This window comes from Labrys sp. HAY1-8F, assembly GCF_056754975.1.
This window is the reverse complement of sequence record NZ_JBPGWZ010000002.1, coordinates 1,924,326-1,944,655: the sequence shown is the minus strand read 5'-3', so window position 1 is coordinate 1,944,655 and position 20,330 is coordinate 1,924,326. Positions and strand designations below refer to the sequence as shown.

Here is a 20,330-nt window from a genome sequence, read left to right as displayed (position 1 = left end):
GTTTAGGCAACGATACCCATGATGTCGGATTCCTTCATGATGAGGTAATCCTCACCATCGAGCTTGATCTCGGTGCCCGACCACTTGCCGAACAGCACGCGATCACCAGCCTTGACATCGAGGGGAGTGAGCTTGCCGGAATCATCGCGGCCACCGGGGCCGACGGCGATGACCTTGCCCTCCTGGGGCTTTTCCTTGGCGGTGTCAGGAATGATGATGCCGCCCTTGGACTTTTCCTCGGCATCGACGCGCTGTACGACCACGCGGTCGTGGAGCGGACGGAACTTCATGTTGGTCTTCCTCTTGTGCGAGGGGCTAGGCCCCTTGGTCCACATCGAAGGGATTTTATGAAAGATCGTTAGCACTCATTGAATGCGAGTGCTAACGACTGACCCGGATTTAGTCAGCCCCCTCGGGACTGTCAAGGAGCGCGCCCGTAAACAATTTTAGCCAAAGCGAATTTGGTGAATGGCGCGCCTGAAGCATTTTGCGATTGGACGCGGACGCCGCGCCTCGCAAAGACCCATCGAAACAGCAAATTAGGGCAAAACAAGCGTTCTCGCCTGAACGCGCTTTGCTCTATGCCGCGCGAGCCCGTGGAACCGCTTTGCTCTATGCCGCGCGAGCCCGTGGAACGCTGAAAGTTGCAAACAGGCAGGCGGCCATGATCAGCGTGGCGCCGGCGAGCGTCCAGTTCGTCGGCACTTCGGAGAAGATATAGTAGCCAAAGATCATCGCCCAGACGAAGGCGGTATATTCCATGATGCCGAGCCGTGCGGCATGGCCGCGCGCGTAGGCCCAGGCCAGGCAGAGATGGCCGAATGTGCCGAACAGGCCGACGGTGGCGGTAATCAGCCAATGTTCCAGCTTGACCGGCTGCCATTGCCACAGGCCGGCCGGCAGCACGAACAGGAAGGCGAAGCAATTGGAGAGCATCACGATGGTCAGAGTCGAATCCTGGCTCGACTGCTGACGCATCAGCACCATGGAGAGAGCGTAGAAGAAAGCGCAGCCGAGCGCCGCCAGGAGGCCGATCACGTCGAAGGCATGGGCCTGGCTGGCCTCCTGGCCGCGAGCAATCACCAGCACGCCGGCAAAGCCGACGAGGATGGCCACCAGCGCCCGCACGGCGATCGCCTCCTTCAGGATGATGCGCCCCAGCACGGCCATCAGCAGCGGGGCGAGGAAGGTGAGCGTAATTGCCTCGACCAGCGGCAGCCGCGAAATCGCCGTGAAGAAACAGGCCGCCGTCGCCAGGACCACCACGGCGCGCAGGGCGTTGCGCTTGAGCGCTGCGGGACTGGGCCGGCCCTTGGCGAAGAGCAGGTAGATCACCAATGCGACCACGGCCCCGGCGCCATAGCGCATGGTGATGGCCTGCATCAGCGGGTAGGTGGTCGAGATCACCTTCATGCCGGTGTCGAGAAAGGCCAGGAAGGTGACGCCCAGCCCCGACATCAGGATGGGGCGCAACGACGCCTCGTTCCTCATGGCCGCACCTTCGGGGCGACGGCTAAGCAGAGTTTCCTGGCGCGGCCCACGGATGGGTCTCGCCAGGAAACTCTGCAAATGTTTGATATCTTGCAGATTCCTCCTGATCGGACCCGTGGCCCGATCAGGAGGAATCTGCTTGGGCCACGATATGCGCAGGCGCGGCTTGTCGGCGGCCCGACAGCGGTGCCGCCACCGTTACGGGCTGCGCGGATCTCGATATCGGGCAAAAACACGGGAACAACCGCTGCGTGTCAGGAAATCTTGTTTCCTTTCATTAATGAGGAAGGGGGTGAATCGTCCATTGGGCGGCGAAAATATTTCTCGGCTTCGCTTCCTTTCCGCGGCCGGATTCTTTCCTACCGCTTGGCGGGAAGCACTTTCCAGCAATCGAAGCAAGACGGGCCGATGGCTTGCTCCTATGCTTGGGCGTGAGATTGCGATGCGTGCGAAAGCGCAAGGACCCGCGACCAATCGCCGTCTTTACTGTCCATCCTGGTGCATCGGCCCAAAATTCGGGTTATGACTGGGCTAGATTGGAAGAGTTCGAAGCGAGCATTGGCTTCTTCGGTCAGCGTCGCCGGGTTTGGGGCAGGCCCCGTAAATCCGGTTCAAGGCGAGTTTGGGTTGAGATGATGAACTACACCGCGATTTTCGAAACGGCTGTCGACGCTCTCCGGCGTGAGAAGCGCTATCGTGTCTTCGCCGATATCGAACGAATCGCCGGGCGTTTTCCCCACGCTCTCTGGCATGCGCCCGAAGGCTCGCGCGAAATCGTGGTGTGGTGTTCCAACGATTATCTCGGCATGGGGCAGCACCCCGGCTCGATCGCCGCCATGGTCGAGGCCGCGCAGCATCTGGGCGTCGGCGCCGGCGGTACCCGCAACATCTCGGGCAACAGCCACCAGGTGGTGACGCTGGAGCGCGAGCTTGCCGACCTCCACGGCAAGCAAGCCGCATTGGTCTTCACCTCCGGCTATGTTTCGAACCAGACTGGCATTTCCACCCTCGGCAGGCTGCTGCCTGATGGTCTGATCCTGTCAGACCAGCTCAACCACAATTCGATGATCGAGGGCGTACGGCAATCGGGCCGCGAGAAGGTGATCTTCCGCCACAACGATCTCGACCATCTCGAAGACCTCCTGCGCAAGGCCGGCAAGGAGCGTCCCAAGCTGATCGTCTTCGAGAGCGTCTATTCCATGGATGGAGACGTCGCGCCGATCGGACGGATCTGCGATCTGGCCGCGCGCTACAATGCCATGACCTATCTGGACGAGGTTCATGCCGTGGGCATGTATGGCCCGCGCGGCGGCGGTATCGCCGAGCGTGACGGTCAGATGGGACGCGTCGACGTGATCGAGGGCACGCTCGCCAAGGCGTTCGGCACGCTCGGTGGCTATATCGCTGCGAATGCCCCCATCATCGACGCCGTGCGCTCACATGCACCGGGCTTCATCTTTACCTCGGCGCTGCCGCCGGCCGTGGCAGCGGCGGCTCAGGCCTCCGTCCGTCATCTCAAGGCCTCGCAGAGCGAGCGCGCGGCCCAGCAGGCCAATGCGGCCCGCACCAAGGCGGCGCTGGCCAATGCCGGCCTGCCGGTGACGATTTCCGAAACCCATATCGTGCCGGTGATCGTGGGCGATGCCGAACGCTGCAAGGCTGCCAGCGACCTGCTTCTCGCCGAACACGGCATTTACATCCAGCCCATCAACTATCCCACCGTGCCGCGCGGCACCGAGCGCCTGCGCATCACGCCGACACCCTTCCATGGCGAGGAACTGATCGCCGAGTTGACGAAGGCACTGGTGGCGGTGTGGCACAAGCTCGATCTGCCCTTCCGGCTGCGTGCCGCAGCGGAATAGGCCCGCCTCTGAAACCCGGCTTCTCCTTATTGCGAACGGCGTGAAGCACTCCGGCGCGTTGCGAGCGCCTGGCGGCGCTTGCGATGACGGCATGGGCCGAGACGGAGCAGCCGGCCGAAAACAAGCCGTGGTGGTAACCATGATTGCTAGCCGAAAAGTTACCATGTTTCGGGAATGGCGCGCCTTGTGGCGCGAAATCAACGGTGAGGCGCCCTGATTCAATCTTTGTTGGCGATTTGCGCACAAACGTTTCGTTACGGCTTCCGGGGGGACTGGGGCCGATCGTTCCGGCGTTTGTTGACGTGAGTATCCATGCGCGTACTGGGTCTGCCAGCCATTCTCGTCGCCTGCCTCGCTCTGGCGAGTTGCAGTGCCATTAGCGGCGATCCTGACCGGCCCATCCGGCCGCCGGAGACCACGGGCTCGGTTGCTTCCTCCATTCCGGCGCCGCCGGAGCCGGAACCGATCCAGCAGCCACTCCCCGAGGGCGTGCCGCCGGACACGGTGGCCATGGCGTCGCCACCGATTTCCAGGCCGCCACTGCGGCCCGTGACACTCCCCGTCGAGCCCGTGGCAGCGACCATGGCCGCGCCGGTGATCAAGCAGAGCCTGCGCGAGCGCATCTATGGCCGGCGCTTCCGGGATGCCAAGCCGATCAATTTCGGCAAGGCTTCGCCGCGCGCCTTCGCGGTTCACGGTGTCGACGTCTCGCGCTGGCAGGGCGACATCGACTGGCAGACGCTGCGCCAGCAAGGTGCCAATTTCGCTTTCATCAAGGCGACCGATGGCGGCGACCATCTCGATCCCCTCTTCAGGCGCAATTGGCGGGCTTCGCACGAGGCCGGGCTCAGGCGCGGCGCCTATCATTTCTTCTATTGGTGCCGCAGCGGCGCCGAGCAGGCACGCTGGTTCATCCGCAACGTACCGCGTGTCGACGGGGCGCTGCCGCCAGTGCTCGATGTCGAATGGAATGCCGACTCGGCCTGCAAGCGGCGGCCGTCGCCCAGCAACATCCGCGAAAACATGCAGGCCTTCCTGACCATGGTCGAAAAACATTACGGCCAGCGGCCCATCATCTACACGGCGCCGGGCTTCTATCACGACAATCTGGAAGGCGCCTTCCTCGACTATCCCTTCTGGCTGCGCTCGGTCGCCCAGCATCCTTCCAAGGTGTTCGAAGGCCGGAGATGGATCTTCTGGCAATATTCGGGATCGGGGCTCTCGCATGGTGTCAGCGAGAAGATCGACCTCAACGTCTTCAACGGCAGCGCCGAAGCGTGGTATCGCTGGGTTGATCAGAATACCGGTGGAGGAAGCCCAGGCTCCGACCGTTATGCGTCCCGAGAATAGATCACTATTTTAATAGATTTTGACGTTGGTGTGTAAATGATGGATCGTCGGCTCGATCGGATTTCGAGTCGAGGGGCCTTCCAATGCGCATCATGCTTGCCGCCTTTTCCGCCTGCTTCCTGCTTTTCGCCTCCTTCGGTGCGGTCCGGGCGGCCGAGCGCTGGGAGACGCTGCCGCCGACGCCGGCACCCGTCGCCAAGGGCAGCTTTGCCGATATCAACGGCATCAAGCTCTATTACGCCACCCTGGGAAAGGGAGCGCCGGTCGTGCTGCTGCATGGCGGCCTCGGCAATTCGGACTATTGGGGCCTGCAGGCCAAGGCCTTGGCGCGCCGTCACAAGGTGATCCTTGTCGACAGCCGCGGCCATGGCCGCTCGAGCCGGGATACCAAGCCCTATGGCTATGACCTGATGGCCGATGACGTGGTCGCCTTGCTCGACAAGCTCAAGATCAAGCGGGCCGATGTCGTCGGCTGGAGCGACGGCGCCATTCTCGGCATCGATCTCGCCATCCGTCATCCCGACCGCGTCGGCAAGATCTTCGCCTTCGCGGCGAACACCGTGACCTCCGGTGTCAAGGACGGGGTCGACAAGAATCCTACCTTCGCCGCCTATATCGAACGGGCCGGCAAGGAATATGCCAAGCTGTCGCAGACCCCGAAGGAGTATGAGGCCTTCGTCGGCCAGATCAGCCAGATGTGGGCGACACAGCCGAGCTGGACCGATGTGCAGCTCAAGGCGATCAAGACGCCGGTGCTGGTTGTTGATGGCGATCGTGACGAGGCGATCAAGCGCGAGCATACCGAATACATCGCCGCCACCATCCCCGGCGCCGGTCTTTTGATCCTGCCCAATGCCAGTCACTTCGCCTTCCTGCAGGATCCGGCCCTGTTTAATGCGGCGTTGATCGGGTTCCTCGACGGGAAATGAGCACGGGCTTGCCAAGCCCTGCTCATGCCTAAAATGCTTCCCGCCCTGCTCCGAGAACGCGCAAGAAAGCGTGAAGCGGCAATCTATGCCGATCGATCTTCGTAATCGGAGGGCACCGGCTTGCCGCGCGCCATCGCTTTGATGCGTTGCAGGAGCATGCGGAAGATGCCCGGCTTCGGTGCCCCGCCAGTGAGGAGGAAGCCATTATGCCGGGGTGCATGGCACCAATGGCGGCCCCAGGGATCGTCCTGATAGTCGGTGCTGGACATGTGTCGAACTCCGCTAACCGTTGTCCGACAGAATATAGGATTTGTCTGCTGACCGCAGCCTGTCAGCAGTCGCAGGGTTTCAACCACCATCTTGCCGCTAGAGCGTTTTCCAGAAAAGTTGATAGACTTTTCGATTAAGAAAACGCGCTAAAACGAGGAGTTAGAGAAAAGGCGCGATTCAGAAAAATCGCACTTTGCTCTAGATTCGGCGATCCGGATCGGACCGGTGCAGATAGCCCGCGAAAACGTCCACGGAAGCAGCCTCAGCAATCTGCGGCAGGAGCCGGCCGATCTCACCGCGGTGATAGCCGGCATGTGTGACGACATGGGCCAGCATTTCCTCGCGCGACATGCGTCCGGGCTGTCCATCCGTGAACCTGAAACGAACGGTCTCCCGTAATTCCTCAGCCGGCAGGCCGGCGATGTAATCGACATAGGCGCTGTCCGTCTGGCGAATATCAGCGGAAAGATCCTTCAAGGCCGGCACGTCGTCCGGTTCATTGTCGTCATAGCCATGGCTGCGCCCCTCAAGATGCGCCATGAAAATGCGATCGACGATATGGGCATGATTGAGGATGCGCAGCGCCGCGCCGAAACCAGGGAGCGGGCCGGCGCGCTCTACCTCGATCATCGCGTCCAGCATGAGATCGTCGGCCCAGGCCTTGTAGCGATATAGCGACATCAGAAGGGTCTGCGAGCCCATGCCGTCTCTCCGTCTTGTTCGGCTGCAGCAGACTTGCATCGGCAGCGTATTCGCGCAAATTCGAATTTGACGCTCACGAATAAGCAGATGTTATGGGACCTTCGATCAATCTGAGACAAATCGAGGCCTTCAGGGCCGTCATGCGCACCGGCCGGATGACCTTGGCGGCGGAGCTGATGTCGGTGACGCAGCCGGCTGTCAGCCGCCTGATCGCCGATATGGAGCGTGCCACGGGCCTCATCCTGTTCGAACGCAAGAGCAATCAGATCAGGCCGACCCGCGCTGCGATCGATTTGATACAGGAAGTGGAACGGGCCTTTGTCGGCCTGGACAGGATTGCCTTCCTCGCCCAGGAGATCAGGCGGCATTCGGCCGGTACCCTGCGGATCGCAGCCATGCCGGCCTTGGGCAATAGCCTGCTGCCGCGCTTCCTGGCCCGCTTCCTGCGCGACAAGCCGGGCCTGAACGTGTCCTTGAATGCGCTTCCTTCCGCCATGGTGATCGAGGCGGTGGCGTCAGGCCAGGCCGATATCGGTTATGCGGATGAGCCGCTCGACAGGCGCGGCTTTGTCATCGAGCCTTATCCGGCTGCCGCCATTGCCGCGCTTCCGGCAGGCCATCGTCTGGTCGGCAGGCCGGTCATCGAACCAGGCGATCTTGCCGGCGAGCGCGTCATCAACCTGGATCCCGGCACGCTGTTTTCGATGCGGGTGGAATTGGCGCTTGCCGGGGTGCCACGCCTGGCCAAGCTCGAAACAGGACTTTCCTATACGGCCCTCACCTTGGTGGCCGAAGGCGCGGGCATCGCACTGGTCGATCCGGCTTCTGCAAGCGAGTTCACGAGCCGGGACATCGTCTTTCGCCCCTTCAGCATCTTCATCGATGCGGGCTTCCAGATGATTCGCTCGGCAAACCAGACCGGTATCGAGGTGGCGGAGCGTTTTGCCAGTGAGTTCAGCGCCTATCTGAAGGAGCGCCTCGACAAGACGTTCTAGCTCTGGAGCGGATCAATGTTTCTCAGTAGGCGAGCCGGCCATGGAGATCGTCGAATGGCATCATCACATGCTCCCGATAGGGGGCACGTGTCGCCAGGTTCTCGTACCATGCCTGCACATTCGGGATTTCAGGGCGCGGAATATCGAGATTGAAATAGCGATAGAGCGTGGTGCCGACGGTGATATCAGCCAGGCTGAGATGATCGCCCAGCATATAGTCCCTGCCTTTCAGCCAGCGATCGAGCAGCAGGAAATGAGCACTGCAGTGCTCGATGCCGCGGCGGATGCGTGACCAGTCCCTCTGTGCTTCCGGCGTGCGGTAAAAGCCCCAGAACACGTCAGATAGGAAGGCCGGTTGCAGGGCAGTCTGCGACCAATCCATCAAGCGCTCGAATTGCGAGCGGTCGCCGGCGTCATCAGGCCAGAAACGTCCGGCTCCGAATCGAGCGGCGAGATAGCGCAGGATCGTGTGTGATTCCCACACGATAGTGCCCGCATCTTCGATAAGCGGCACTCGGCCATGCGGGTTCAGCGCCAGGAATTCAGACGTATCCAGGCCGCCGAAATCGCCGCCCGCCGGAATATGTTCGTGGGCGATGCCGAGTTCGCCGGCCAGCCACATCACCTTCTGGACGTTGAAGGAATTGCGCCGTCCCCAGATTCTCAGCATGCTCGACGGTTCGTTACGCAAAAGGGGCGCGAACCGACATGGCAGCGCCCCTTCAGAAGATAACCAGGCCGGCATACGCTGGCGAAGTGGAAAATCTCAGCCTTCGCCGGAAATGCGCTCGATCTGGGCACCGCAGGCGGCGAGCTTGCGCTCCAGGCTCTCAAAGCCGCGGTCGAGGTGATAGACCCGGTTGACCACGGTATCGCCCTGGGCCGCCAGGCCGGCGATCACCAACGACACCGAGGCACGCAGATCCGTCGCCATCACCGGGGCACCCTTGAGGGTGCTGACGCCTTCGATGATCGCCGTCTGGCCGTCGAGATGGATATGGGCGCCGAGGCGAGCGAGTTCCTGCACATGCATGAAACGGTTCTCGAAGATCGTCTCGGTGATGCGCGACTTGCCCTTGGCCTTGGTCATCAGGCCCATCAGCTGGGCCTGCAGGTCGGTGGGGAAGCCCGGGAAGGGTTCGGTCGTCACGGCCACCGGATCGATGCCGTGACCATTGCGGCGCACGCGGATGCCCTCATTGGTGGCGGCGATCTCGGTTCCAGCCTCGCGCAGCACGTCGAGCGCATTCTCGAACAGCTCGGGCTGGGCGCCTTCGAGCATGACGTCGCCGCCGGCCATCGCCACGCACATGGCGTAGGTACCGGCCTCGATACGATCGGAGATGACGCGGTGATGGGCACCCTGCAGGCGCGAGACACCGGTGATCTCCATGGTGGCAGTGCCGGCGCCCTTGATCTTGGCGCCCATCTTGATCAGGCAGTCGGCGACATCGACGATCTCGGGTTCACGCGCCGCATTGTGGATGACGGTGGTGCCCTCGGCCAGGGTCGCGGCCATCAATGCGACATGGGTGCCGCCGACCGTGACTTTCGGGAAATCGATCTCTGCGCCTCTCAGGCCGTTCTTCGCCTCGGCGACGGCATAGCCGTTTTCGATCTCGATCTTGGCACCGAGCCGTTCCATCGCCATCAGCAGGAAGTCGACCGGGCGCGTGCCGATGGCGCAGCCGCCTGGCAGCGAGACGCGGGCACGGCCCATGCGGGCGAGCAGCGGGCCGAGCACCCAGAAGCTGGCGCGCATGCGCGAGACCAGCTCGTAGGGCGCTGTGGTGTCGACGATGGATCGGGCATCGAGGCGCACCGTCTGGCCGGTCAGTTCCAGCTCGCCCGGGCGCTTGCCGGCGATGGTGACGTCGAGGCCGTGATTGCCGAGGATGCGGGCAAGCAGGGCGACGTCGGCCAGGCGCGGCACATTGGTGAGGGTGAGCACGTCCTCGGAGAGCAGACTCGCGATCATCAGCGGCAGGGCAGCGTTTTTGGCGCCGGAAATCGGAATGACGCCGTGAAGCGGCGCGCCGCCGGTGATCTTGATTCGATCCATGTTCGATCCTTCGGAATGGCCTCGGCCTTGCCCGTGATCGGCGCATTGGCGGCCGGAAGGCAAGCAGTCGAGCAACGTAAGAGATAAGGTTAACCGGTTTGAGTAAACGAAGCGCAAAGGCCGGACAAGGGCGAAGCCGGGGCGGAATCGCGGCAGGGCCTATTCGGCATCGTCCTGTGGCATTTTCGCATCGGCGTCGGCGATTACCCGGCTTTCACTCGACACGGCGTCACGCCCGCGCGACTGGCTCTTGCGCCGGCCGAGATTGGCGCGCAGGGCTTTGGCGAGGCGCTCGGCTCGCTTTTCGGCCTCGGTTTTCACGGGTGTTTTCATCAAATGACGACTTTATGCAGCAACCGGCTTGCGCGGAAGCCTCCCTTGTGGCACTAGAGCGCCGCGCCGGGCAAGTACCTTGGCAGAAGCTGCAGTAGCTCAGTGGTAGAGCACTCCCTTGGTAAGGGAGAGGTCGAGAGTTCAATCCTCTCTTGCAGCACCATCTAAATCCTTGAAACAATTGATTGTTCATGCTGTGGCTTCGGCTGGTTGAGCCGTCCATTCAAGCTGTCCGCCCTCGGCCGGGCTCTCCGAAAACGGGGAGGTCGAGGCTGTTCGGGCGAAAGCAGATTCGCCGGGAATCTTCCTCGTCCGAGGAAGAGATGCGGGCAAAATGAAACGGGCCGGATGTCCGGCCCGCATAAGCATCGTCCTGTGGCTCGGCGAACGCCAATCCCCCCTCAAACTTCTGAGCGGGCCAGCTTCTTGGCTGGTGGGCGCAGATCATAGGTCGCTTCCAGCTCGGCGAGCATATCCGGCAAGGGCTTCGCGCCGGCCGCAAGAGAAGGAGCTTCCTCGGTCACATCGCCGTTGCGGAGATGCTCCTGCCACTGAGCCTCGCTCATCTGGCCGGAGAGATAGCAGGCGCGAAGAAGATTGGCTTGTTCGGAGGTCATTGCAATCGATTGGGTGAAAAGAAACGGACATCGCTATGATAAAGCGAGGCGTCGCGCGGCCAAGTCAGCAATTAGGAGTTGGCCTGCCCCGAAAGGACTAGGCTGAAGGGAGTACGCTTCGCCCGGGGCCATGATGAGGCCGCATCAAGGAAAGTCTGTGATGCCAGGCGCAAAGGCAACGAGGTGGAAAGGCTGGCCCCGAATGAGGGGGTAGCCGATCGTCCTGCTCAGGCGAGCGCAACTGGACGTATGGCGATGCCAGGGAGGCGCGTTTCGATCTGTTCTGAAGCCGTTGAAGTTGCTGATGTGGTTGACGTTGCGTTAATCTTCCGCTCGTTCAAGACGAACCAGCGATGAGCAATTAAAATTACGAGAGCTACAATAAGATCGAGGACGATCATGCTGAGCATGGTCGAATTAAAAAAATAACTGAACCAGTCGCTGGAAATCTGAGCGTTTTGCGAAATATCTGTCATTCCCTGGTTGAACTCCAGTTCACCTGCAGCGCCCCGCCGCCCGGTAGCCTTACGCTAGGGATGATTAGGTTGCACAAAGGTTAACGCATGTCTCGTTATTCGACCGTGACGGCGCGCACAGGGCGCGCGGCACGATGCCGCGTGACCTTTGGCGGAATGACGGCCTACCTTGTCGGCGCCCCTCAGGGCTGTTGAATTCCAAGGCGGAGGCCGGTGGTGAGCTACGGTCTTTATATCGGCAGGAACCATACGGCGGATGGGATCGCCTATCTCGCCGGCTATGGCGACGAGCCCTCGAGCCATTGGCTCGAACTCGTGCCTCGATGCCGGCATGCGGCGGATGCGCGGATTGCGGTCGGCGTGACGCCTCAGGCCGATCTGCCGGGACAGATGAGCGAGATTCCGCAGGTTCCCGAAACGGCGCGGCATCTGCGCGTCAGCTACAGCTACTACAAGGGGGTGCCGGCCCCGCTCACCAATGGCGGCCTCAACGAACATGGCATCGCCGTGCGCGACATCTGGTCATCCTCCCGCGCCGAACTGGTGGCGATGACGCCATCGGACCAGACCGGTCCCAATTACAGTGACCTCGGCCGCTTCGTGCTGGAGCGGGCGCGCACGGCCCGCGAGGGCGTCGAGATCATCGCCGATCTGATCGCCCGCCATGGCTATGCCGATTATGGCGGCAATTCGCATCTGATCGCCGATGCTGACGAGGCCTGGGTGGTGATCGAGTTCTCGGGCGGCCAGGGCTTGTGGGTGGCGGAGCGTCTCGGGCCGGATGCCATTCGCGCCTCCCGGCCCGGCTATGTCGGGCAGGTGCCGGTCGAGGACCCGGCGCAGACGGATTTTCTCTATCCACCGCATTTCGTCTCCTTCGCGCAGGAGCGCGGCTGGCACCGGCCCGGTGCGCCTTTCGATGCCAATGCCGTCTATGGCGACGGCAAGGGGCGCTGGCCCGGTGTGCAATGGATCGAAGAGGAAATGACGGCACGGGCAGCCCGGCCGGAGAAGATCGGCCTGGCGGACATCTTCTGGGCCGTGCGCACGGAGCGGCTGACCGGCGACACTGCCGGCTACGGCCAGGTGGTGCCGTTGCTGGGCGTGATTCCCGAGGCCTTGCGCCTCATCTGGCACACCCAGGTCGGCGCGGTGGCGGCACCTTTCGTGCCGGTGTTCCTGGGCATCGAGACCGTAGCGGAGGAATATCGTCAGCACCGCTATCTCAGCGACGGGGAGGCCTCGCGCTTCCTCGACACACGCCATGCTGAGAAGGGGCGCCCCGAAACCTTGTCGGCGGTGCCGCAGGGCATCGAATCGACCCGCTCGGCCAGCCTCGCCGGCAAGCGGCTGCTCAATCTGCTCTTCCAGCACCACGAAGCCTTCCTGCCCGAAGCCCTGACGCTGTGGCAGGCGATCGAGGCGGCGCTGGCGGCGGAGCAGGCGAGAATCGCACGCAGCGCCGCGGTGCTGATCGAAGCCGGCGAGCCGAATCTCGCCGCGCATTTGCTCACCTATTTCACCAACACCGAACTGCGGCGTGCCCTCGATACCATGGAGCAGTTGGCGCAGGCCCTGGAGACCAGGACACGTTATCTCTTCGGCTTCAGGACTGAACCCGTCCCGCGTGCCCCGGCGCAAGTGTGGTGATGGGTGCCGAGCGGCCCAGCATCGCCGCCGCCCCCGCAAGGCTGAGCACCAGGGCGAAGGGAATAAGGCGGAAGGTGAAGGGCGCATGCTGGATGCTATGGTTGGCCTTCAGTTCCAGCACCAGCAGCGGCAGGACTGTCAGCACCAGAACGCCGAGCATGGCCGCTGCCTGGCCGCGCCGCAGCGCTAGCGAGAACAGCGCGAGCCCGGCCAGGAGGCAGGCTGCGATCGGCCACCAGCCCAGAGGCATGGTGGCACTCTCGAGCAGCAGTTCGTAGAGGCTTTGCAGGGGCCGGTAGACACCGTCGCCGCCGCCGAACCAGCGGGCGAAATCCTGGCTCGGCACCGAGGTCTGTTCGCCGAAGATCCTGCCGGCGACCACCACCAGGACCCATTTCGCTGCCCACATGGCGATATAGCCGGCGATAACAACGCCCTGCAGAAGGATCGCCTGCACCAGGCTGGCGCCGAGCGGGCGCTGCTCGGCCAGCACGGCGCGCAGCAGAAAGGTCCAGCCGAGTACGTAGGCCAGAAGGTCGGGATTGTAGAGAAAGTCGAAGAAATTGTAGATCGCCCCCATGGCGAAGGCCCAGGGCGCGATGCGAAGCAGTTCCATCGGGCCCTGTTTGCGCAAGGCCACCGCCCAGCACAGCAGGAGGACCGAGAGGGAGACCATGTGGGTCGGGGTGAGGCCTGATATCGGCAGGTCCGTCATCACCAGGCCCAGGACCATAACGGCAACCAGCGTGGCGATCCGTGCCAGGCTCGCCGTGCCGCGGATGACGGGAGGCAGGAACGGAGCAAGCACCAGAAAGGCGCAGAGGATGAGAAAGGCGCCGCCCCAAAGCTGCAGGCTGCGATAGGAGAAGAACGACAGGAACGGTTCGGTGACGAGGCGATAGCCGTGCCAGTAGCGCGAATAGGCGAAATGCGGCTGCTCCGTGCCGGCAAGCTGTTCTCGCAAGCTGTCGCAGATCGATCTCGGCGGCTGCCAGAGCAGGGCCGGGGATTGCAGCATGAAGGTGATGGGATTGGCCGCGGCTGGAGCGATCGCCGTCGAGAGGCCGATGCATTCGCTGAAATGGCTGAGCCGGTGCTGCCCGATGCGCTCGATACCTTCCCGATCGCCGAAGGACTGGCTGGCGATGGCCGCCCGGACCGCTTCCTGGATGGCCTCAGGCCGGCGCAGGCCGTCGGCCAGCCCCAGCGAGAGGCAGGCCAGCACGACGATGATGGCGAGAGCGGCGAGCGCCTGCGCGACGGTTTTGGCGATGGCGGTCAAATCCACGCAGAGAGCCCCGGGCTTTGGTAGCAAGGCGCTGGACCTGGCGGCAAATGCCGTATTTTGTCAAATCGGTCGGGACGGCCTGCCGTTGAACGAGCGGGCGGCTTACCGGTTTGTTGGAAAGACTTCATGGCGCGATTGCCCAAATATTCAGCGCTTCCGCGGGTGGGGAGGCCTGTACATCCTGGGACAAAGGCGGCATAGCGCAAGGAAAGGATCGATGTGCTCGGGGCACCCCGGGCGAACAGGGAGAAGCCGAAAATGGCACAGGCAGATATCGCAGTCATCGGCATGGCGGTCATGGGTCGCAACCTCGCCATGAACATTGCCGAGAAGGGATTCAAGGTTGCCGTCTACAACCGTTCCTCGGCCCGCACCGATGAGGCCTTGGTCGAGGCGGGTGATCTCGCCGGCAACATGATTGCCTGCCGTTCGATCGAGGAACTGGTCGCCGCCCTCAAGCCGCCGCGTGCGTTGCTGCTGATGGTGAAGGCGGGTGCTGCCGTCGACGAGACCATCGCCCAGCTCAAGCCACATCTCGCCAAGGGCGACATCATCATCGATGCCGGCAATGCCAATTACCGCGACAGCGTCGCCCATGACCAGGCCCTCTCGGCGGAGGGTTTCGAATTCCTCGGCGTCGGCGTTTCCGGCGGTGAGGAGGGCGCTCGCCACGGTCCTTCGATCATGGTGGGCGGCAGCCAGAAGGCCTGGGAGCGGGTCCAGCCGGTGTTGACGGCGATCGCCGCCCGCTATCAGGGCGAATCCTGCTGCGCCTATATGGGCCCGGCCGGTGCCGGCCATTTCGTCAAGACGCTGCATAACGGCATCGAATATGCCGACATGCAGATGATCGCCGAGGCCTATGGCCTGATGCGCGCCGGCTTGGGCATGACGCCATCGGCCATCGCCGACGTGTTCGAGGGCTGGACCAAAGGTCCGCTCGCCTCCTATCTCACCGAGATCACCGTGCAGGCCCTGCGCACGACCGATCCCGCCACCGGCAAGCCGCTGGTGGACATCATTCTCGACAGCGCCGGCCAAAAGGGCACGGGTCGCTGGTCCGCCATCGAGGCGCTCGATCTCGGCGTGCCGGCAAGCGCCATCGCTGCAGCCGTCGAGGCGCGCGGCCTTTCCGGCATGCGCAGCCTGCGCCAGGCGGTGAACGGTGTCCTCGGCGATGCCGAGCGGGCCGCGATCGGCACGGCGACGCCCGAGATCATCGCCGAGATCGAGAAGACTCTGCTGACCGGCAAGATCCTGGCCTATGCCCAGGGCTTCGACGTCCTGGCCGCCGGTTCCAAGCAGTTCGGCTGGAACCTGCCGCTTGCCGAGATCGCCAAGATCTGGCGCGCCGGCTGCATCATCCGTTCGCGTATGCTCGACAGCATGTCGCACGCCTATTCGGCGACGCCGGCGCCCGAATCGCTGATTCTCGATCCGGATTTTGCCGGCGAGCTCAAGGCGAGCCTGCCGGCCGCGCGCAAGATTCTCGGCCTTGCACTCGCCAATGGCCACCCGGTGCCGGCCCTGACCTCGGCCCTCAACTATCTGCAGCAACTGCGGGCCAGCAGAGCCACAGTGGACCTGGTGCAAGCCCAGCGCGACATCTTCGGGGCCCATGGCTTCGAACGCATCGACCAGCCCGGTGCCCATCATGGCCCCTGGCACACCGGTGCCGAGTAACGCTTGAGGAAAGGGCGGCGTGACCGGCCACGCCTCCCGGGCGTAACCGGTCACACCGCCCTTTCATATCGGCATCGGAAAGCGGTGCCTTCGATCAGAAGCGATTGGGAACGCAGCGCCGGCCGGACGGAGCCGGGTGCGTGCCGCGAGGGCAAGCCGGGCGACGATAGGCCGGGGCAGGGCGCTCGAAGCGGTCGGCGCGGCGGAATTCGCAGCGCCCGAAGCGATTACGCTCCATGCCCGGGCCACAGCGGAAAGCAACTTCGTTGACGATCAGAGAGCCTTTCGTCATCGGCGTGGAGGCAGGCATGGCCTGCGCAGCCCCAGCCGTCGCGGCGATGAATCCAAGAGCGGCAGCAATCTTTACAATTCTTAACATAGTATCCGTCTCCGTTGGTGAATATTAACTGCCGCCCAGCCGATGTAACGTAAGGGAATGTTACGTTATCCGGTATAGGGATACAAGCGGCAGGTGTCAATGCACACGAATCTGCCGGGCCAAAATAGGCTCGCAAAGCGGACTATGTGGTAAATTTCCGGTATTTCTCCGAAGAGGCAGCCTATTTGCTCGGATTGGCCATCTTCTTGAATACGCTGTCTATGGCGTTCATCAACAGCCTGTCGGGCTGGTGCTGGCATTCGCTCTTCACCGCCAGGATGATGCCGTTGCCATCGGTGCGGCTGCCGACCCAGTGATTGTCGTTGCGGCTGTTGAGCCCGGTCCACCAGCCGAGAATCCAGCTATTGCCTTCCCCTTCGAGGCGGGTGGTGGAGAGCCAATATTTGCACGGCATCGTGCCGAGGCCGAGCGCCATATAGTCATAAGCCTGGGCGGACGGCGTACCGATGAAAGCCGCCGCTGCCGCCGCCAGATAAAACTTCCTCACCCTTCATTCCCGTCGCTGACATGATCGAATTGCGCGCCTTGTAGCAGGCGATGACGGGCCAGGCGGACGCCGACGCCCCGGCCATGCTCCGAGATGAATTCCACCCCTCCGGTTTCGAGCGCCCGGCGGATGGCGGCGGCGTTCGCGCTGGTGATCTGCGGAATGTCGTCAAAGGCATCGGCTCGCCGGATTGTCGCCACGCCGAGGCTCGAGGCATCCGCCAGCTTCTGGGCAGTCCAGCGCAACAGGGCACGGCCGGCCCGGATCTGCGCACCGGTAATCGGGGTAGCATGCATGACGTCAGTCCCCTCTCTTATCGGATGATCGGATAGCGATCACGACTATACGCTGCCCGCCGATGGGACGGAACCGGTTGCATGGCGCGTGCGCCGACAAATCCGTCGATTCCTGCAGCCCCTCCCAGACGATGCCCGCGTCATAATGCATATTCCATGCACTATGCTTGACTTTGCGCATGCCGGCCGCTCTGATGACCTCGAAACAGAGCCAGGACATATTCTGATTTCAGCCGCGTCTGCGCGGGCCGGGATCCGGGATAGCAGAATGCCTCGGCAAGAAGGGGGAGGCCTCGCATGGCCAGGATCGAACGCATCGAATTGTCGATGGTGGTGCTCGAACCCAAGGTGAAGCGGGTCGACGCCATCCAATCCTTCGTGGCCCAGGAGACACCGATCGTCCGCGTCTTCGACAGCGATGGTGCCGTCGGCATCGGCTACAGCTATACGATCGGCACGGGGGGGCATTCCGTCCTGGAACTCCTGGCGCGCACGTTCGCGCCGGCGCTGATCGGGCGCGAAGCCGCCATGGTCGAGCAGATCTGGCGCGATCTGCTCTTCCTCAGCCATGCAACCTCGGTGGGCGCCATTACCTCGCTCGCTCTCGCTGCGATCGATACCGCGCTGTGGGACCTGCGTTGCCGCAAGGCCGGACTGCCCCTGCATGTCATGGCCGGCGGTGCCCAGGACAGGGTCCGGCTCTACACCACCGAGGGCGGTTGGCTGCAGCTCGACAAGGAGGCCATTGTCGCCGACGCCCTAAAGGCCAAGGCCGACGGTTTCGGCGGTTGCAAGATCAAGGTTGGCCGTCCGGTGCGCGAAGACGTGAATCGCCTCATCGCCGTGCGTGAAGCCGTCGGCGAGGGCTTCGAAATCTTCACCGATGCCAACCAGGCCTTCGCTGTGGACGAGGCGATCCGGCGTGCCCATCATTATCGCGAGGCGGATATCGGCTGGTTCGAGGAGCCGCTGCCGGCCGACGATGTCGATGGGCACGTTCGCTTGGCCGCTTCCACCTCGATCCCGATCGCGGTTGGGGAAAGCATCTACAGCCCGTCCCATTTCCGCGATTATCTGCAGCGGCGCGCCTGCTCGGTGGTGCAGGTCGATGTCGCCCGCATCGGCGGTATCACGCCCTGGCTCAAGGTGGCGCATATGGCGGAGAGCTTCAATGTCGCGGTCTGCCCGCATTTCCTGATGGAACTGCATGTCGGCCTGTGCTGTGCCGTGCCCAATGCACGCTGGGTGGAATACATTCCCCAGCTCGACGGCGTGACGGGCAAAACAATGCGCATCGAAGCCGGCTATGCGCTGCCCTCCCCAGAACCGGGTCTGGGTATCGACTGGGACGAAGGGGCCCTTGCCGCCTTGCAGGCCGAGGGGTCGGCGAGGCGGATCACGGCGCGCTGATCGAAAGAGGGGAAGGAGGAATGTCATGGCAAGGCGGCTGAGGCTCCAGTTCATCGCCGTGACCTGTGACGAGGATTTCTTTCGCCCCGTCCGCAAGGGCATGATGGATGCTGCCGCCCTGATGGATGTCGAGGCGGTGTTCACGGGAACCAAGGGGGTGGACACCGAGGAAATGGCCGAGCTCGCACGGCGGGGCATGACTGATGGTGTGGACGGGCTGGCACTCGTCGCCTTCGACGGCGCCGCCTTCGCTCCCGTGGTCGCCGAGGCCCATGCCAGGGGCATTCCGGTGGTGGCCTTCAACATCGACCAGGGCAGCGGCAGCGCCGGCACGCTCAGCGGTATCGCGCAGGATTTCGGCGCGGCCGGCCGGACCCTTGGCCGGCGGGCAGCCGCTTCCATCGCTCCAGGCAGCCGCGTGCTGCTCACTCTCCACGATGCCGGCATCTCGGCGCTGGAGGAACGACGCGACGGCATCAAGGCCGCCCTGGAAAGATCTGGCATCGAGTGGATCGAGACGGTAACCGGTCATCAGGTCGAGGAGGCCACCCGGCATATCCTGGCGGTTCTGGCCAGAGAGCCCGGCATTTCGGCGATTCTCGCCACCGGGCAGGCCGACACCGAAGCAGCCGGGCTGGCGGCGGAACAGGAAGGCCGGGCGCTTTATGTCGCCGGCTTCGACCTGTCGCCCGCCATATTGCGGCTGATCGAAGCGGGACAGCTTGCCTTCACCATCGACCAGCAACCCTATGCCCAGGGCTTCTATCCGGTGATTCAGCTCGTGCTCAATCTGCGGTATGGCTTGATGCCGGCAAGCCTCGATGCCGGAGCCGCCATCGTCGACCGCGACAATGCAGCCCGGATCCGGGCCCTGTCGGAAGCGGGCTACCGTTGAGCGCGTGACGCACGATGCGAGGGGAGGGGCGGCATGGGCATCCCGGCGACAAGACGACGGTTGAACGAGATCGTCGGCGAAACGCTGGCTTCCCATATTCGCTCCGGTGCGCTGCCGGCCGGGTTCGTCATCCGGGAAAAGGCAGTCACCGATCTGTTCGGTGTCGGCCGCATGCCGGCCGTGGTCGCGCTGACCCGCCTGGAGGCGGAACGCCTGGTCCATCGCAGGCCGGCGCTGCGGGGGGTGGTCGTCGGCCTCAGCCAAGCGGTGCCGGCAAGGCCGGGTGATCTCGCCGGCCACGTCACGCTGCCAGAGGGCCTTGGCAGTGAGCTCGGGCAGCGCAACTGGCGCAGCCTGATCTATCCCACGCTCGAGCGCCAGGTCGCGTCATGCCTGCTGTTCGGACACTTCCAGATTCGTACCCTCGCACTGGCAGAGCATTTCGGCGTCAGCCGCACCGTTGCCCATGAACTCCTGCTGAGGCTCGAACGCGTCGGCCTGGTGCGCCAGGAGGCCAATGCGCGCTGGTATGCGGGCCCACTGACACCGGCTCGAATCGACGAGCTCTACGAAATGCGCATCCTGCTGGAGCCGGCCGCCCTTCGGCAGGCCGCGCCAGGGCTCGAACCGTCGATAATCGAGGAAAGACTCGAACGGGTGTCGCAGGCGCACACCGCCGAGGCGCGATCGGATGCATCCTTGTTGCACCGGCTCGAAACGGATCTGCATCAGGACATCGTGCTGCGCTGTGCCAATGAGGAGTTGCGTGCCACGCTTTATCGCTGTCAATTACCGCTGATTTCGGTACATCTGTCTTTCGGCAATTATGGCGAGCGCACCGACATTCCTCAGATGATCGGGATGCATAAAACTGTGCTGGAACATCTTGCCGGGGGGCGGGTGGAAGAGGCGGCGCTCGCCCTAAAAAGCCATTTGTGGCACTCGCGTGGCGAGAATCCAGCACGCCTTGCGGATCTGCCTACACTCGGTCCGAAGCAGTTATACCCCTATCTTGACCCGATTTGACCTGAAAACGGCTCGATTCGAGGCGAAATCAATGTCAAATATGACGGGCACGGTCACGCTTGCATTTTTGCGCCGATATCAGCATAAAAGCCCATCGATCTCGGCCGG

General features: G+C 63.1%; 23 protein-coding genes and 1 tRNA gene. 11 read left to right on the top strand and 13 right to left on the bottom strand.

Annotated elements, in window-relative coordinates; all coding sequences use genetic code 11:
• Positions 1-2: 2 nt before the first annotated feature.
• Both groES and ACR9ZN_RS18000 read right to left on the bottom strand, forming a co-directional pair.
• A complete protein-coding gene (gene groES, locus ACR9ZN_RS18005) occupies positions 3-290 on the bottom strand; it encodes a co-chaperone GroES (protein WP_149253952.1) in 288 nt (95 codons plus the stop codon).
• Positions 291-612: 322 nt separating this feature from the next.
• A complete protein-coding gene (locus tag ACR9ZN_RS18000; RefSeq protein WP_434957829.1) occupies positions 613-1,491 on the bottom strand; it encodes a DMT family transporter in 879 nt (292 codons plus the stop codon).
• A 78-nt stretch (positions 1,492-1,569) separates the two neighbouring features.
• Here ACR9ZN_RS18000 and ACR9ZN_RS17995 point away from each other — a divergent pair, with 78 nt between their 5' ends.
• The 4 genes from ACR9ZN_RS17995 to ACR9ZN_RS17980 all read left to right on the top strand — a co-directional run bounded on the left by ACR9ZN_RS17995 (position 1,570) and on the right by ACR9ZN_RS17980 (position 5,632).
• Positions 1,570-1,926, top strand: a complete 357-nt coding sequence (locus ACR9ZN_RS17995) for a hypothetical protein (RefSeq protein WP_454815525.1) — start codon at positions 1,570-1,572, stop codon at positions 1,924-1,926.
• A 200-nt stretch (positions 1,927-2,126) separates the two neighbouring features.
• Positions 2,127-3,353, top strand: coding sequence for a 5-aminolevulinate synthase (hemA, locus tag ACR9ZN_RS17990; RefSeq protein ID WP_434959691.1), 1,227 nt, complete (start codon positions 2,127-2,129; stop codon positions 3,351-3,353).
• Between the two features lie 312 nt (positions 3,354-3,665).
• Positions 3,666-4,703, top strand: coding sequence for a glycoside hydrolase family 25 protein (locus tag ACR9ZN_RS17985; protein WP_454815523.1), 1,038 nt, complete (start codon positions 3,666-3,668; stop codon positions 4,701-4,703).
• 92 nt (positions 4,704-4,795) lie between these two features.
• Positions 4,796-5,632 (top strand): alpha/beta fold hydrolase, encoded by an 837-nt coding sequence (locus tag ACR9ZN_RS17980; RefSeq protein WP_454816832.1) that lies wholly within the window; start codon positions 4,796-4,798, stop codon positions 5,630-5,632.
• Positions 5,633-5,715: 83 nt separating this feature from the next.
• On the opposite strand, the gene ACR9ZN_RS17975 is transcribed toward ACR9ZN_RS17980, so the two are convergent.
• Together ACR9ZN_RS17975 and ACR9ZN_RS17970 are read right to left on the bottom strand one after the other, a co-directional pair.
• On the bottom strand, positions 5,716-5,901 hold the full coding sequence (locus ACR9ZN_RS17975) for a hypothetical protein (RefSeq protein WP_441770303.1): 186 nt from the start codon (positions 5,899-5,901) through the stop codon (positions 5,716-5,718).
• Between the two features lie 199 nt (positions 5,902-6,100).
• Entirely contained in the window at positions 6,101-6,604 is a 504-nt protein-coding gene (locus ACR9ZN_RS17970) for a DinB family protein (RefSeq protein WP_481272820.1), read from the bottom strand.
• Between the two features lie 92 nt (positions 6,605-6,696).
• Between ACR9ZN_RS17970 and ACR9ZN_RS17965 the strand changes: the two genes are divergently transcribed.
• Positions 6,697-7,599 carry a LysR substrate-binding domain-containing protein gene (locus ACR9ZN_RS17965; protein WP_481272819.1) on the top strand — a complete coding sequence of 301 codons (903 nt, stop codon included), beginning with the start codon at positions 6,697-6,699 and terminating at the stop codon, positions 7,597-7,599.
• A 22-nt stretch (positions 7,600-7,621) separates the two neighbouring features.
• Here the strand turns inward: ACR9ZN_RS17965 and ACR9ZN_RS17960 are convergent, their stop codons facing one another.
• From ACR9ZN_RS17960 to ACR9ZN_RS17950, 3 genes are all read right to left on the bottom strand, one after another.
• The gene (locus ACR9ZN_RS17960; RefSeq protein WP_481272818.1) at positions 7,622-8,269 is read right to left on the bottom strand and encodes a glutathione S-transferase family protein; all 648 of its coding nucleotides are present in this window, start codon (positions 8,267-8,269) and stop codon (positions 7,622-7,624) included.
• A gap of 96 nt (positions 8,270-8,365) precedes the next feature.
• Positions 8,366-9,661 (bottom strand): UDP-N-acetylglucosamine 1-carboxyvinyltransferase, encoded by a 1,296-nt coding sequence (murA, locus tag ACR9ZN_RS17955; protein ID WP_434957822.1) that lies wholly within the window; start codon positions 9,659-9,661, stop codon positions 8,366-8,368.
• A 159-nt stretch (positions 9,662-9,820) separates the two neighbouring features.
• Positions 9,821-9,982 carry a hypothetical protein gene (locus ACR9ZN_RS17950; RefSeq protein ID WP_454815515.1) on the bottom strand — a complete coding sequence of 54 codons (162 nt, stop codon included), beginning with the start codon at positions 9,980-9,982 and terminating at the stop codon, positions 9,821-9,823.
• 100 nt (positions 9,983-10,082) lie between these two features.
• Here ACR9ZN_RS17950 and ACR9ZN_RS17945 point away from each other — a divergent pair.
• A tRNA-Thr gene (locus ACR9ZN_RS17945) sits at positions 10,083-10,157 on the top strand.
• Between the two features lie 238 nt (positions 10,158-10,395).
• Here the strand turns inward: ACR9ZN_RS17945 and ACR9ZN_RS17940 are convergent.
• Both ACR9ZN_RS17940 and ACR9ZN_RS17935 read right to left on the bottom strand, forming a co-directional pair.
• Positions 10,396-10,611, bottom strand: a complete 216-nt coding sequence (locus ACR9ZN_RS17940) for a hypothetical protein (protein WP_454815513.1) — start codon at positions 10,609-10,611, stop codon at positions 10,396-10,398.
• 227 nt (positions 10,612-10,838) lie between these two features.
• Positions 10,839-11,087: a hypothetical protein gene (locus tag ACR9ZN_RS17935; RefSeq protein WP_434957819.1), complete on the bottom strand. Its 249-nt coding sequence runs from the start codon at positions 11,085-11,087 to the stop codon at positions 10,839-10,841.
• Positions 11,088-11,303: 216 nt separating this feature from the next.
• Between ACR9ZN_RS17935 and ACR9ZN_RS17930 the strand changes: the two genes are divergently transcribed.
• On the top strand, positions 11,304-12,737 hold the full coding sequence (locus ACR9ZN_RS17930; protein WP_481272817.1) for a C69 family dipeptidase: 1,434 nt from the start codon (positions 11,304-11,306) through the stop codon (positions 12,735-12,737).
• Here the strand turns inward: ACR9ZN_RS17930 and ACR9ZN_RS17925 are convergent.
• A complete protein-coding gene (locus tag ACR9ZN_RS17925) occupies positions 12,694-14,025 on the bottom strand; it encodes a hypothetical protein (RefSeq protein ID WP_481272816.1) in 1,332 nt (443 codons plus the stop codon). The two genes, ACR9ZN_RS17930 and ACR9ZN_RS17925, sit on opposite strands and share 44 nt — an antisense overlap.
• 258 nt (positions 14,026-14,283) lie before the next feature.
• Here ACR9ZN_RS17925 and gndA point away from each other — a divergent pair, with 258 nt between their 5' ends.
• Positions 14,284-15,708: an NADP-dependent phosphogluconate dehydrogenase gene (gene gndA, locus ACR9ZN_RS17920; protein ID WP_481272815.1), complete on the top strand. Its 1,425-nt coding sequence runs from the start codon at positions 14,284-14,286 to the stop codon at positions 15,706-15,708.
• 94 nt (positions 15,709-15,802) lie between these two features.
• Here gndA and ACR9ZN_RS17915 read toward each other — a convergent pair whose 3' ends face one another.
• The 3 genes from ACR9ZN_RS17915 to ACR9ZN_RS17905 form a co-directional block, all read right to left on the bottom strand.
• A complete protein-coding gene (locus tag ACR9ZN_RS17915) occupies positions 15,803-16,087 on the bottom strand; it encodes a hypothetical protein (protein ID WP_481272814.1) in 285 nt (94 codons plus the stop codon).
• Between the two features lie 181 nt (positions 16,088-16,268).
• Complete coding sequence (locus tag ACR9ZN_RS17910) at positions 16,269-16,595, bottom strand: hypothetical protein (RefSeq protein WP_441770310.1); 327 nt, start codon at positions 16,593-16,595, stop codon at positions 16,269-16,271.
• Positions 16,592-16,891 carry a transcriptional regulator gene (locus ACR9ZN_RS17905; protein WP_434957814.1) on the bottom strand — a complete coding sequence of 100 codons (300 nt, stop codon included), beginning with the start codon at positions 16,889-16,891 and terminating at the stop codon, positions 16,592-16,594. The genes ACR9ZN_RS17910 and ACR9ZN_RS17905 overlap by 4 nt, the downstream gene beginning before the upstream one ends.
• Positions 16,892-17,188: 297 nt before the next feature.
• Here ACR9ZN_RS17905 and ACR9ZN_RS17900 point away from each other — a divergent pair, with 297 nt between their 5' ends.
• Genes ACR9ZN_RS17900 through ACR9ZN_RS17890 form a run of 3 tightly spaced genes read left to right on the top strand, consistent with a single transcriptional unit; the run spans position 17,189 to position 20,222 of the window.
• Positions 17,189-18,301, top strand: coding sequence for a mandelate racemase/muconate lactonizing enzyme family protein (locus ACR9ZN_RS17900; protein ID WP_434957813.1), 1,113 nt, complete (start codon positions 17,189-17,191; stop codon positions 18,299-18,301).
• Positions 18,302-18,326: 25 nt separating this feature from the next.
• Entirely contained in the window at positions 18,327-19,196 is an 870-nt protein-coding gene (locus ACR9ZN_RS17895) for a substrate-binding domain-containing protein (RefSeq protein ID WP_454815500.1), read from the top strand.
• Between the two features lie 33 nt (positions 19,197-19,229).
• Positions 19,230-20,222, top strand: coding sequence for a GntR family transcriptional regulator (locus ACR9ZN_RS17890; protein WP_481272813.1), 993 nt, complete (start codon positions 19,230-19,232; stop codon positions 20,220-20,222).
• Positions 20,223-20,330: the final 108 nt, after the last annotated feature.